The organism is Nocardioides sp. NPDC127503, from assembly GCF_040302165.1.
Lineage (GTDB): Bacteria > Actinomycetota > Actinomycetes > Propionibacteriales > Nocardioidaceae > Nocardioides.
Map to the genome: position 1 here is coordinate 188,773 of NZ_JBEORH010000004.1, position 12,722 is coordinate 201,494.

Genomic DNA, 12,722 nt, shown 5'->3' on the forward strand with positions numbered 1-12,722 from the left:
GCGATGTCGGGCCGTACGGTCAGCCCGTCCTGTTGACCACGACGAACGGGCAGGCGAAGGGGTCGCGGTCGCCGAGGCCCACGCGGTTGAGGTGGCGGACGACGATGGCGTACGACTCCAGAAGGCCGGCCTCGGTGTAGGGGACGCCCTGCTCGGCGCAGTAGGCGCGGACCAGCGGCTGGGCGCGGCGGAGGCTGCTGCTCGGCATGCTGGGGAAGAGGTGGTGCTCGATCTGCAGGTTGAGGCCACCCATGAGCCAGTCGACCCAGCGCCCGCCGCGGATGTTGCGGGAGGTCAGGACCTGGCGGGAGAGGAAGTCGATCCTGGTGTCGCGCGGGACCAGCGGCATGCCCTTGTGGTTGGGGGCGAAGCTGGCGCCCATGTAGACGCCGAAGACGGCCAGCTGCACGCCCAGGAACGCCGCGCCGAGGCCGAGACCCAGAACCGAGCAGACCAGCACCGGCCAGCCGATCAGCCGCAGCGCGAGTAGCGCTGCCTCCGTACGCCGATGCTTGAGGTCTCGGTCGCCGATCACAGTGCGGACGGCGCCGACGTGGAGGTTGATGCCCTCGAGGGTCAGCAGCGGAAAGAACAGCCAGCCCTGGCGGGCGGTGAGCCACCGCTTGAAGCCTGTGCGCCGCTCGACGTCCTCGGGCGTGAACAGCAGGACCGAGGGGCGGATGTCCTCGTCCGCGTCGACCTTGTTCGGGTTGGCGTGGTGGCGGGTGTGCTTGCGCATCCACCAGCCGTAGCTCAGCCCGACGATCAGGTTGCCGAGGACGCGGGAGGCCCATTCGTTCTTCGGGCCCGAGGCGAAGATCTGACGGTGGGCGCCGTCGTGGGAGAGGAACGCCGTCTGGGTGAACAGGACCCCGAAGGCCGCCGCGACCAGCAGCTGCCACCAGGTCTGCCCGAGGGCGAGCAGGGCGATCAGCGCGAGCGCGAAGCCGGCGCCGAGGAGGGCGATACGCCGGGCGTACGTCCTCGGCGACCGCGCCAGCAGACCCTCCTGCCTGACGCGACTCATCAGCTCGGTGTAGGCGTTGACCTGACGGTGCGCCTGGCTCGGGAGCGTGGTCATCGTGGTCACCGCCCCAGTCGCCGCAGGCGGGCCATGGCCAGCGGCAGGCAGATCGCGATGATGGCGACCGGCCAGAGGACGGCCATGGTCAGCGCGTGCTCGCCGACCCAGGTCGTGGCAGGGGCGGCCATGTTGCCGAAGAGCTCGCGGGTGGCGATGACGGTCGACGAGAGCGGGTTCCACTCGGCGGGTAGGGCGAGCCAGCCCGGCATCAGGTCGGTCGGCACGATCGTGTCGGCGACCATGGCGAGCGGGAAGACGAGCGCGAAGTACTTCATCGCCGCCTCGGGACCGCTGACCAGCAGACCGAGCAGGATGCCGACCCAGGAGAACGCCATTCTCAGGAGGATCAGGAGCCCGAGCGCGGCGATCACCGCACCGAGCCCGAGATGGGCCTGCCAGCCGAACAGGGTCCCCAGCGCGAGGAGGATGGTCAGCTCGACCACGGCCAGGATCATGTCGGCCAGGGCGCGCCCGGCCAGCACCGCCACCGGCGACATGGGGAGGGATCGCATCCGGTCCAGCACCCCGCCGCGTACGTCCTCGGCGACCGAGATCGTCGTGTTGCCGATGCCGAACGCCATGGTGAGCGCGAAGAGGCCGGGGAGCAGGAACTCGCGATACTCCGCCCCGGGCACGTCCATCGCGACGCCGAAGGCCTCGCCGAAGACGAAGCCGAACATGGCCACGGCCATCACCGGGATCATCAGGGTGCCGAGGAGCTCGTCGGGGCGGCGTACGAGATGGAGGAGGTGGCGCTTTGCCACGACCCAGGTGTCGACCGCCGCCCACGTGATGCGTGATCCGTGGGTGTCAGCGACCTCAGTTAGCGTGCTCATCTCAGGCCCCCTCGGTCAGCAGCAGGAACGCCTCGTCGAGGTCACGGCCGCCGACGCTGGACTTCAGCTCGGCGGGCGACCCCTCGGCGACGACTCGACCGCGGTCGACCATCGTGATCCGTGAACACAACCGGTCGGCCTCCTCCAGGTACTGGGTGGTCAGCAGCACGGTCGTGCCGGAGTCGGCCAGCTCGCGGACCGCGTCCCAGACCTCGAGGCGGCTGCGCGGGTCGAGGCCGGTGGTGGGCTCGTCGAGGAAGAGCACGCGGGGGCTGCGGATGAGGCTGACCGCGAGGTCGAGCCGCCTGCGCATGCCTCCGGAGTAACCCCGCACCGGGCGATCGGCGGCCTCGACGAGGTCGAAGCGCTCGAGCAGCTCGTCCGCGCGGGCTCGTGCCTCCCGGGCCCGCATCCGGTGCAGGCGGGCGAACATCTCCAGGTTCTGGCGGCCGCTCAGGATCCCGTCGACGGCGGCGTACTGTCCAGCGATGCCGATGCGCGCTCGCACCCCCGCCCGGTCACGGGCGACGTTGCGGCCGGCGACCCAGGCCTGGCCCGAGTCGAACGAAGCGAGGGTGGCCAGGATGCGTACGGTCGTGGTCTTGCCGGCGCCGTTGGGGCCGAGCAGGCCGTGCACGGTGCCGGCGGGGACGGCGAGATCGATGCCGTCCAGGGCGGCGCCGCGGCCGGGGTAGCTCTTGCGGAGTCCCTGGGTCCAGATGGCGGGTTCGTCGGTGATCATGCTGCTGCCTCCATGGCTGCGATGGATCGTGCGGGTCGGGTGGATCGGACTGGGGCGGTGGTGGTGCCGGCCGGGGTCACCTCGTCGTAGCGGCCCAGCGCGATCCGGGCGATGTTGAGCAGCGACTCGCTGCCCTCGGCGTAGTAGCCACAGTGGCCGGGGATGTCGCCGGTGCCGAAGCGGGTCGCGGCGAGCTCGGGATGCAGCGGGCCGCGTCCCAGACCGAGGCGGCCGAGCCGCACCTGCGGGACCAGCCGGATCCGGTCGGTCTCGCCGTACGCGGCCCAGAGCCGGGTGCGTGACCCGAGCTCGGAGCGGTGCACGACGCCCATCCCCGGGCTGCCCAGCGCGACGCAGTCCTCGGCGCGGGCGCTGGCGAGCGCGAGGCCGGCCACCGTCGAGCCGTAGCTGTGGCCGATCAGGGTGAGGTGGGCGGCGCGCGGCAGGTAGTGGGTGAGGTTCGCCAGATCCTGCGCACCGGCGTAGGCGGGGCCGTTGGTGATCGCGTTGTACCACTCCGGCGGCGAGTGGTAGCCCAGCCAGACCACGACGGCCGACCGGCTCTCCGGCGCGATCGCCTGCATCGTACGCAGCAACAACTGCCCGCGGGACCGCGGACTGTGGGCTTCGGTGCTGGTGAAGTAGTTGCCGAGGTGGTGGCCGTTGCCGGGCACGACGACGGCGATGTGGTCGGCGGTGGCAGCATCCCCGAAGGCCTCGACGACCCGCGCCCCTCCGGGAGGGTCGCAGGCGAGGAGCCGGGGTCCGATGGTTCCGTCGGCCTCGTTGAGGCCGTATCTGAGCGGCGTCACAACTGTCATGGCTGTGACGGTAGGAATCAGATCTCCCGCTGCGCGTCACTCTGGGGAGCCATTCGACCCCCTACCGGGGTAGTGCGGGATGACCCTTAGGACGCGCTCTTACACGTGGGGAGCGACGAGGCCGCTCTCGTAGGCGAAGACCACGGCTTGGGCGCGGTCGCGGAGCCCGAGCTTGCCGAGGATGCGGCTGACGTGGGTCTTCACGGTCTGCTCGGCCAGGAAGAGCTCGGCGGCGATCTCGCTGTTGGAGCTGCCGCGGGCGATGTTCTCGAGCACCTCGCGCTCACGCTCGGTGAGCTGCTTGAGGCGCGGGTCGGCACGCCTCTTCCTGGGCGCGCGGGCGAACTGCGCGATCACCTGCCGGGTCACCGACGGGGAGAGCAGCGCCTCGCCGGCATGGACCACCCGGATCGCGGAGGCGAGCTCGTCGGGCGAGGCGTCCTTGAGCAGGAACCCGCTGGCGCCGAGGCGCAGCGACTCGTGGACGTACTCGTCGGCGTCGAAGGTGGTCAGCATGACCACCTTGGTCTGTGCGGTGGCCGGGTTCTCGGACAGTTGCCGGAGCGCTTCGATCCCGTCCATCACCGGCATCCGGACGTCCATCAGCACCACGTCGGGATGCGTACGCCGCACCACCTGCAACGCCTCGGATCCGTCGGCGGCGGTGCCGACCACCTCGAGGTCCGGTTGGGCACCGAGCAGCGCCACGAAGCCGGAGCGCACCATCTCCTGGTCGTCAACGACCACGATCTTCACCGTCACGCCGCCACCCCCGTAGCGCAAGCGCCAGGATACGGACGCGGCGGCGTGTTGGACTCATGGTTCACTCGCTGGCGCTCGCTCACGAGGTCTTCCTACCGCGTTTGGCGGGTGTGCGCACCGCGGTTTGCGCCGGGAGCCGCGCGTCGACGACGAACTCGTCGTCGCGGGCCCCAGCGGTGATGCTCCCGCCGACTGCGCTTGCACGCTCGCGCATCCCGATCAGCCCATGACCTCCGCCGCTGGTCTCGGTGGACGAGGCTGGGGCGGCACCGTCGAGCGGGTTGGCGACCCGGATCCCGAGGCCCTCCTCCCCCATCGTCAGATCGACGCCGACCGGCTCGCTGGGAGCGTGGCGGCGGGCGTTGCTGAGTGCCTCCTGCACGATCCGGTAGGCCGCGGTGCCCACCTCGGGAGCCACGTCGGTGAGCTCAGGGAGATCACCGCGCACCTCGACCCGCTGCCCGGTCCCGCGGGCCGACTCGAAGAGATCGGCCAGCCCGTCGATACCCGGCACCGGGACCCGGCCCGACTGCCCCTCTTCCGTACGCAGCACATCGAGCACCCCACGCATCTGCCGTAGCGCCGAGGCCGCCAGGTCGGCGATCTCGTCGAACTCCGCCTCGGCCGCCGGGCTGACGTCGTCTACCCGGTGCGGCGCCGACCTGGCCTGCACGGTGATCAGCGACATGTTGTGGGCGATCACGTCGTGGAGCTCGCGGGCGATGCGGGCCTTCTCCTCGACGACCGAGCGACGCTCGTGCTCCTCGCGCAGGGCGCTGCGACTCTCGGCCAGCCGTCTGGCGACGGCGGCGAGGGCGCCGAACAGCAGCGCGAGCGAGGCGAAGTTGGCTACTTCCACGAGCGAGTCGCCGATGTCGTTCCAGGCCCATCCGACCATGGCCAGGACCACCCCGGCGGCGACCTGGATGCCTAGGGTGATCGCCGCCAGCCGCCACCCGGCGACCAGGGTCAGAACCACCAGCACCAGAAGCTGGGTCAGCGTCGGCGGCGGCACCATCCATGGCCATCCGTTCTCGCTCACCCTCGCGATCGCCAGTGCGGCCACGGTGACCGCGACCAGGGAGAGACCGGCCGCCTCCACCGGACGCCGGAGCGCCAACGGAATCGAGGCGGCGTGCGTGACCCCGATCAGCAGAGCGACCCCGCCCGCGACCTCGTAGGGGTCGGTGGTCAGGACCGCGGCCTCCACGATCCCGAGCACGGTCGCGGCGACGTACAACGCCAGACGACCGCGGCCGGGCCAGGTCTTCAACATGTTCAAGTAATACCAGGCACGAGAGCACGACCGGCGGCCCATCGACCGCTCGAAGAGTGGTCACTTTTGGCCCTCCCGAGCGGCTCCGGCGGGCCCAAATCGACCACTCCTCACCAGCAGATGAGGCGTTACCGGCCTACCGCGGCCTTGTCCTGGTCCTGCGTCCGGATCGTGCCCTCACCGGATTCGATCCGGCCCTTGAGGCTGACGGTGATGTAGTGGGTCCAGGCGTCATAGCAGACGTCGAAGCACTCGTCGCCGCGCGCGAGGCCCTCGTGGGTGAAGGTCACGCGGGTCTGCGCGCCGTCAGGGACGATGTCGAAGCGACCGGTCGTGCCGATCCATTCCTTCTTGTCCGCGATGAAGTCGAGGTAGCCGTCGGTGAACTCCCACACGACGCGCTCCCCCGGGACCAGCTCCTTGACGAGCTGCTTGGAGTAGTGGATGTCGGGCACCAGGTAGAACCACTCGGCACCGACCTGGTCGGTGGGCCCGGCGATGTGGTGACCCCACCAGGAACGTACGTCGTTGATGGCTTCGTACGCCTCCTGAGGGGTGGCGTCGACGGTGAAGGTTGCGGTCAGGTCGCTCATGGCTGTCCCCTTGAAATCGGCTGTGACTTGCATCATGCAAGTCCACCGTAGACGCACGCACTTTCATCATGCAAGTGATTTGCTAGAGTCATCCTCGTGCTCGGAAAGACGTACGACGGCCAGATCTGCTCCATCGCGCGCTCGCTGGAGATCGTGGGCGAGCGCTGGACGCTGCTGATCCTGCGGGACGCGATCTTCGCCAGCGTCACCCGATACGGCGACTTCCAGCACAACCTCGGCATCTCCACGAACATCCTGAAGACGCGCCTCGCGACGCTCGTCGAGTCGGGCCTGATGACACGCGACGACGCCGGCGACTACCGGCCCACCGCGATGGCCCAGGGCCTGCGGCCGGCGCTGATCGCGCTCACGGAATGGGGAGACACCTGGTTCGCACCCGACGGCCGGCCGATCGACTACCTGCACGCCGACTGCGGCGAACCGGTTCACGTCGAGACGCGGTGCGAGCAGCACGGGCAGATTCCCCCTGATCAGGTCGTGGTGCGACCCGGTCCGGGCATGCCCACGGAATACCTCGCCGCTCGGCGGCCGGTTCGAGACCGATAACGCCTCGGCGATCCACGTCGACTCACCGTGCCCGCCGCGGTTCACGCGGCGGGCGCGGTGTGCCATGGGGTCAGGCGTCGACGAGTTCTCGGTCGCTGGTCTCGCCGAGCCGGACCAGGGAGAACACGCTCAACAGGCAGAACGCCGCGATGACCGTGGAGAGCATGACGGTGCTGGCGCCGGCCTTCTGCAGCGAGGCGAAGAGGAGCGGCGACAGGCCCGCGCCCATGCCGGCGAGCTGGTAGCCGAGCGAGGCGCCCGTGTAGCGCGACGAGGTCTTGAAGACCTCGCTCATCAGCGCGGCGAGCGGGCCGTAGAAGGCGGCGTGGATGACCGACTGCCCTAGGACGACCGCGAGCACCAGCAGCGCAACGCTGCCGCTGTCGAGCATCGGGAAGAGCAGGTACGCGAAGACGGCGGTCGCGACGGCGGCGGCGAGGACCACTGGCCGGCGACCGACCCGGTCGGTGAGCGCCGACCAGCCGAGGATGCCGATGACCGCGCCGGCCGAGGAAACGGTCAGCGCATTGAGCACCGTCGGGCGCTCGAAGCCGGCCCCGATGGCGTAGCTGATCAGGAAGGTGGTCAGCGTCCCCTGCACGACGAAGGCACCGAGCCCGACGCCGACGGCCAGTAGGAGCGTACGCGGGTGGTTGCGGAGGACGTCGAGCAGCGGCGTACGCGCCTCTGCCTTCTTCTCCTTCATCGCCTCGAAGGCGGGCGACTCGATCACGCTGAGGCGGATCCACAGGCCGACCGCGAGCAGGACGATGCTCAGCAGGAACGGCACCCGCCAGCCCCACGCGGTGAACTGCTCGGGCGTGGTGACCGAGGCCATCACCGCCATCACCGCGGTCGAGAGGACCATGCCCGCCGGGGCGCCGGCGTTGGTGAACGAGGCCCACAGCCCGCGCCGAGACGTGGCGTGCTCGGCGGTGATCAGCACCGCGCCGCCCCACTCGCCGCCGATCGCGACACCCTGGATGACTCGGAGCAGCACGAGGAGAACCGGCGCGGCCGCACCGATCTGGCCGTACGTCGGCAGGCAGCCGATCAGGAAGCTGACCACACCCATGATCAGCATGGTCAGGACCAGCATCTTCTTCCGGCCGAGCCGGTCGCCGAAGTGGCCGAAGATCACGCCGCCGAGCGGGCGCGCCAGGTAGCCGGCGGCGAAGGTGCCGAAGGACGCGATCGTGCCTGTCACCGGGTCGAGGTTGGAGAAGAAGACCTGGTTGAAGACCACGGCCGAGGCGGTGGAGTAGAGCAGGAAGTCGTAGTACTCGATCAAGCTGCCCGTGAAGCTGCTGGCCACGATCCGGCCCATCTGCGTACGTGGACCGGTCGTCCTGCCACCGGAGGTGAGGGTCATTGGGGGCTCCATTCAGGATTCCTGTTTATCAGGATTCCTGGCAATTGTGAGTGACGCGCATCACGCCCGTCAACCCATCGCGAAGGCAGACCCGGTGCGGATCCCGGGATCTAGGCGCCCTCAGCGCTCCCCGCGCGCTGCCCGGCGCGCAGCCGAACCGCTTCGCGCTCGGTGTCCTCGTCTCCGAAGTAGCCACCGGCCAACACCTCGGCCGCGTGGTGGAGCGAGGAGAGCAGCAGACCCCGCTCGGCAGCCGGCATCCCCGCATAGATGCGGTCCTCGACAGCGATCATCTCGGCCAGGCAGGCGTTGAGCTTGGCGAGCCCGTCGTCGGTGAGGCGCGCAAGCCTGATCCGCCGGTTGTCGGGGTGAGGGGTCCGCTCGACGAGCCCGCGCGAGACCAGGTCGGACAGTACCAGATGGGCGGCCTGGGAGGAGACGAACATAAGCCGTGCGAGGTCGGCGTTCGACCTCGGCACGTGGTCGCTCAGGATCAGGAGCATGCGGTACTCCGAGACCGAGATCGACTGCCTCGCCGCGATCAGCTCGGTCGCCCGCTGGAGTGCGCGCGCGAGCCGCTGGGAGACGTACTCGATCCGCGAGAACGCCGCCGTGGGAAGCCGTTCCGGTCCGACGGGCGCCGCCGGGCGCGGCGTGGCCGCTGGCTCTTCAGACATGGGGTGAACCACTTTCACATCAGGGCGAGGGCGGGATCAGAGTCTCCCATGAGGCTGTTCCGGGCAGCGGGGATCAGGACACGACCACCGCCGTCCCACCGTCGGCCCAACGGAAGCTCGTCGTCAGCCCCGCTGTCCGGGAGATGCCCTCGATGTAGGCGACCACGGAGTCGCCCTCACCCTGCGCGAGTGGCGTCGGCCGCGCCTGCTCGTCGATCCAGCACGGGATCAAGGCGGGACGTACGCGATTGTCGTCGTCGACGTCGATCACCGCGATCGCCGTGTTGCGGCTCTCCGGATGGAACGGGTACGCCGGCATGGTGGGGTCGGGCTCGAAGCCGTACAGCTCCCGGCGGCGCTTCGCCCAGGCGCGCAGCTCCTCGGAGTCGTTGTCGGCATCCGGGGTCAACGCGTCGGTGACCGTGACGAAGTTGCCGAGCCCGTGGAAGATCGGGGCGCCGCGGTAGACCTCGACGCCGCGCATGATGTGCGCGTGGTGACCGACCACCATGTCCGCGCCGGCGTCGACGGCCGCCCTGGCGACCTCGAACTCGTAGTCGGCGATCACTGCCGGGGTGTGCCCGATCCCCTTGTGGAGGGCCACCACCACGATGTCGACCCGCTCGGCCAGCGCGGCGACCTGGTCGGTCATCGCGCGCAGGGACGTCTTGTCGCAGAACGTGTAGACGGTCGGCGGATTGCCCGGGTTGGCGTCGTCGAGCTCGTAGTGGGTGATCACCTTGACGTACGCCGCACCAGCCTTGAGGCTCGTCGCCCACGACTCCCGCGGGCCCACGCAGTTGTAACTGAGCACGCCTACGGTGCGCCCCCGGACGGACGTCACCACCGGGGTGACCGCGGCGGCGACGTTCGCCCCGGTGCCCGTCGTCGCGATCCCGTACGCAGCGGCCGCTTCGATCGTGTCGACGACCCCCTTCGTACCGAGGTCGAACGCATGGTTGCCTGCGGTCGTGCCGACGGTGAAGCCGGCCTCTGCCATCGCGCGGAGCGCCTCCGGCTCGGCCGGCGGCGACGGGACGGTGATGCCGGTCGTCTCGGTCGAGGTCGTGTGCGGCACCTCGATCTGACCGATGGCGACATCAGCCGCGCGCAGGATCGCCGAGCTGGGCTCGAAGAGCTTCTCGGTCTCGGGCTGCTGCAGCACGATGTCGCCGACTGCGGCGATGCGTACGGTCATGACGACACCTTCTCGAGGTCAACCGGAGAACGACGCTCACCGGAGTAGCGGGACAGGAATGCACGGAGCCGCTCGGTGCGGGGATCGGAGAAGAACCGGTCCGAGGGACCCTCTTCGACGACCTTGCCGTCGGCCATGAAGACACAGCGGTCGGCGACGTCCCGGGCGAACTCCATCTCGTGGGTGACCACGACCATCGTCATCCCGGTCTCGGCGAGATCCTTCATGACCTGGAGCACCTCGCCGACCAGCTCCGGGTCGAGCGCGCTGGTCGGCTCGTCGAACAGCACGACCCGGGGCCGGGTGGCGACCGCTCGAGCGATGGCCACCCGCTGCTGCTGACCACCGGACAGGTGACGCGGGTGCGCGTCGGCCTTGTCGGACAGGCCGACCCGGTCGAGGAGGTGGCGAGCGCGCTCCTCCGCCTGTCGTCGAGTCTGGCCGTGGACGGAGACCGCGGGCTCGGTGATGTTCTTGAGCACGGTCCAGTGCGGGAACAGGTTGAACTGCTGAAAGACCATGCCCATCCGCCGGCGCTGCACGCACACCCGGCTCTCGCTCAGCGTGCGGTAGCCCCCGCGATGCGCCTCGTAGCCGAGCAGCGCCCCGTCGAGGAACATGGCACCGCCGTCGATGGTCTCGAGCTGGTGGATGCATCGCACGAGAGTCGACTTGCCCGAGCCGGACGGACCCAGGACGGCAACGACCTCCTGCTCGTTCACCTCGAGCTCGACACCGTCGAGCGCCACCTTGTCGCCGTAGCGCTTGCGTAGATCCTGGACCCGGATGACGGGTTCCGTTGATGCCTGTGTCATGCGGGATCCCCTTCCAGGGAGCGGGCCCGGACGGACGTCGACCGGTCATAGCCGCGGCCGAGCCGCCTCTCGATGCGGCGCTGAACAAGGGTCAGGAGCGTCACGACGAGGAGGTACCAGATCACGGCCACGAGGAGCAGCGGCACGACCTGGTAGGTCCGGCCGTAGATGATCTGCACGGAGTAGAGGAGGTCGGTCAGGGTGATCACGCTGACCAGCGAGGTGCCCTTGAGCAGCGCGATGAACTGGCTACCCGACGGCGGCACGATCACCCGCAGGGCCTGCGGGAAGACCACCTTCCAGAACGTCTGACGCCCCGAGTAGCCCATGGCCCGGGCCGCATCGCGCTGCCCGCTGTCGACCGACATGATCCCCGCACGGATGATCTCCGCCATGTAGGCGCTCTCGTGCAGGCTGAGGCCGATGATCGCGGCAGTCAGTGGCGTGATCAGGTCGTTGACGGACCAGGACGCGAACCCGACCGAGAGCCGCGGCACCAGGTAGGCGAGGTTGAACCAGAAGATCAACTGCACGAGCGGCGGTACGCCTCGCAGCAGACCGACATAGAGCTGGCAGGTCCATCGGATCGGGCCGAAGTCGCTCAGCTGACCCGCGGCGGCCGCGGTGCCGATGGCGGTGCCGAGTGCCATGCAGACAACGGTGAGGAAGAGGGTCATCCCCAACCCGGACATCACCGACGGGTCGAACATGAGGTCCGCCACGACGGCCCACTCGAACCGAGGATTGGTCGCCGCCCAGATCAGGACCAGTACGGCGGCAACAGCGAGGGCCCCCACGGACGCGAGCCGCCCCGGCCGGAACCTGGGCCGGGCGGTCGCCGCGTCGGGTCGCGCCGAGTCTGGCCGTGCAAGGAGCGTGTCAGCCACCGTCATGAGGGCTCACGCTTCGTGGTCGGGTTGATCAGCGGCTCCTCGACGGCGACCGGCTCCAGGCCCCACTTCTCCAGAACCTGCTGGTAGTCACCGTTCTCGAAGATGTTCTGAAACGCCTCGTGCATCGTCTCCCCCAGACCGCTGTCCTTAGGTGTCAGCAGGGCAAGAAGACTCACGCCCGAGCCCTGTTCGTCCGTCTGGGTGACGTAGTCGTACGTCTCGTCAGCGGCCGTCACGTCGAGCGCAGCGGTCTCGGTCATCCCGGCGAAGTCGGCTCGGCCGCTCTTCACCGCGAGGAGCGTGGCGTTGGTGTCGGCGTAGTCGGCACGCTCGTTGGCCGGCTCACCCCGCTCGGTACACCAGGTGTTGAGCTTCTCGACCTCGCTCTCGGTGATGCTGCCGCCCACGATCGCGATGGTCTGGCCGCACGGCCCGTCGTCGCCGGCGAGCGCATCGGCGTTCTCCTTCGGAAAGACGTAGGTCGTCCGGGTCTGCAGCCAGGTGATGGCGTCGAACGCGCGTTCGCGTTCCGGGTTCGCCTGCACCGGCCCGTTCCAGGCCAGCCACCGACCGGACTGCATCCCGGTCAGGATGCTGGGCATCGACTGGGCGACCTCCATCCGAACGGGTACGCCGAGCTGCTCGCCCAGCACCTTCCACAGGTCGGGGTCGATGCCGGTGATCTCGCCATCCTTCTCGACGGTGCGATAGGGCGGGTGCGCATCGCCCACAACCACCAGCTCCCCGGCGTCCTTGACGTCCTTCGGAAGCGCGTCGTAGAGCGGGGCGTCGGTGTCCACCTTCCCCGACGCCGCGCCCGACTCCTCGGCCGCGCCGTTGGCGCAGGCCGCGAGAAGGGCTCCGGCGAGGGCGATCGAGACAAGTGAGGCAGTCGTCCTTACCTGCATGGTGCACTCCAGTTCGGTCGTGATCCGGTCGTGCCGCAGGTCGTGTGACGAACAGCACTTCTCATGTGACTTGATATCAGCATCAGTCAGGGATCCTGTCAATACCTTCGCAGAAATTTGTCGGAGGACGCCTCTGTGCGCCGAGAATGGCTCTCGAGCGCCTTGGCCTTGTGGACTT

14 protein-coding genes are annotated in these 12,722 nt (G+C 69.2%); 1 reads left to right on the forward strand and 13 read right to left on the reverse strand.

Features of this window, described 5'->3' with window-relative positions; translation table 11 throughout:
• Window positions 1–19: 19 nt before the first annotated feature.
• From ABTW65_RS10875 to ABTW65_RS10905, 7 genes are all read right to left on the reverse strand, one after another.
• Window positions 20–1,081 (reverse strand): fatty acid desaturase family protein, encoded by a 1,062-nt coding sequence (locus ABTW65_RS10875; RefSeq protein ID WP_350660083.1) that lies wholly within the window; start codon window positions 1,079–1,081, stop codon window positions 20–22.
• Window positions 1,082–1,086: 5 nt separating this feature from the next.
• Window positions 1,087–1,920 (reverse strand): ABC transporter permease, encoded by an 834-nt coding sequence (locus tag ABTW65_RS10880; RefSeq protein WP_350660084.1) that lies wholly within the window; start codon window positions 1,918–1,920, stop codon window positions 1,087–1,089.
• 1 nt (window position 1,921) lies between these two features.
• Window positions 1,922–2,662 carry an ABC transporter ATP-binding protein gene (locus tag ABTW65_RS10885; protein ID WP_350660085.1) on the reverse strand — a complete coding sequence of 247 codons (741 nt, stop codon included), beginning with the start codon at window positions 2,660–2,662 and terminating at the stop codon, window positions 1,922–1,924.
• On the reverse strand, window positions 2,659–3,483 hold the full coding sequence (locus ABTW65_RS10890) for an alpha/beta hydrolase (RefSeq protein ID WP_350660086.1): 825 nt from the start codon (window positions 3,481–3,483) through the stop codon (window positions 2,659–2,661). Before ABTW65_RS10890 ends, ABTW65_RS10885 begins: the two co-directional genes overlap by 4 nt.
• 99 nt (window positions 3,484–3,582) lie before the next feature.
• Window positions 3,583–4,245 carry a response regulator gene (locus ABTW65_RS10895; protein WP_350660088.1) on the reverse strand — a complete coding sequence of 221 codons (663 nt, stop codon included), beginning with the start codon at window positions 4,243–4,245 and terminating at the stop codon, window positions 3,583–3,585.
• A 79-nt stretch (window positions 4,246–4,324) separates the two neighbouring features.
• Entirely contained in the window at window positions 4,325–5,521 is a 1,197-nt protein-coding gene (locus tag ABTW65_RS10900) for a sensor histidine kinase (RefSeq protein WP_350660089.1), read from the reverse strand.
• A gap of 128 nt (window positions 5,522–5,649) precedes the next feature.
• A complete protein-coding gene (locus ABTW65_RS10905) occupies window positions 5,650–6,114 on the reverse strand; it encodes an SRPBCC family protein (RefSeq protein WP_350660090.1) in 465 nt (154 codons plus the stop codon).
• A 96-nt stretch (window positions 6,115–6,210) separates the two neighbouring features.
• On the opposite strand from ABTW65_RS10905, the gene ABTW65_RS10910 reads away from it, so the two are divergent.
• The gene (locus tag ABTW65_RS10910) at window positions 6,211–6,681 is read left to right on the forward strand and encodes a winged helix-turn-helix transcriptional regulator (RefSeq protein WP_350660091.1); all 471 of its coding nucleotides are present in this window, start codon (window positions 6,211–6,213) and stop codon (window positions 6,679–6,681) included.
• 70 nt (window positions 6,682–6,751) lie between these two features.
• On the opposite strand, the gene ABTW65_RS10915 is transcribed toward ABTW65_RS10910, so the two are convergent.
• The 6 genes from ABTW65_RS10915 to ABTW65_RS10940 all read right to left on the reverse strand — a co-directional run bounded on the left by ABTW65_RS10915 (window position 6,752) and on the right by ABTW65_RS10940 (window position 12,544).
• On the reverse strand, window positions 6,752–8,053 hold the full coding sequence (locus tag ABTW65_RS10915) for an MFS transporter (RefSeq protein WP_350660092.1): 1,302 nt from the start codon (window positions 8,051–8,053) through the stop codon (window positions 6,752–6,754).
• Between the two features lie 110 nt (window positions 8,054–8,163).
• A complete protein-coding gene (locus ABTW65_RS10920) occupies window positions 8,164–8,730 on the reverse strand; it encodes a MarR family winged helix-turn-helix transcriptional regulator (protein WP_350660093.1) in 567 nt (188 codons plus the stop codon).
• A 73-nt stretch (window positions 8,731–8,803) separates the two neighbouring features.
• Entirely contained in the window at window positions 8,804–9,928 is a 1,125-nt protein-coding gene (locus ABTW65_RS10925) for a CapA family protein (protein WP_350660095.1), read from the reverse strand.
• Window positions 9,925–10,743 carry an amino acid ABC transporter ATP-binding protein gene (locus ABTW65_RS10930; RefSeq protein WP_350660096.1) on the reverse strand — a complete coding sequence of 273 codons (819 nt, stop codon included), beginning with the start codon at window positions 10,741–10,743 and terminating at the stop codon, window positions 9,925–9,927. The genes ABTW65_RS10925 and ABTW65_RS10930 overlap by 4 nt, the downstream gene beginning before the upstream one ends.
• Window positions 10,740–11,636, reverse strand: coding sequence for an amino acid ABC transporter permease (locus tag ABTW65_RS10935; protein ID WP_350660097.1), 897 nt, complete (start codon window positions 11,634–11,636; stop codon window positions 10,740–10,742). Before ABTW65_RS10935 ends, ABTW65_RS10930 begins: the two co-directional genes overlap by 4 nt.
• The gene (locus ABTW65_RS10940; protein ID WP_350660098.1) at window positions 11,633–12,544 is read right to left on the reverse strand and encodes a transporter substrate-binding domain-containing protein; all 912 of its coding nucleotides are present in this window, start codon (window positions 12,542–12,544) and stop codon (window positions 11,633–11,635) included. Before ABTW65_RS10940 ends, ABTW65_RS10935 begins: the two co-directional genes overlap by 4 nt.
• Window positions 12,545–12,722: the final 178 nt, after the last annotated feature.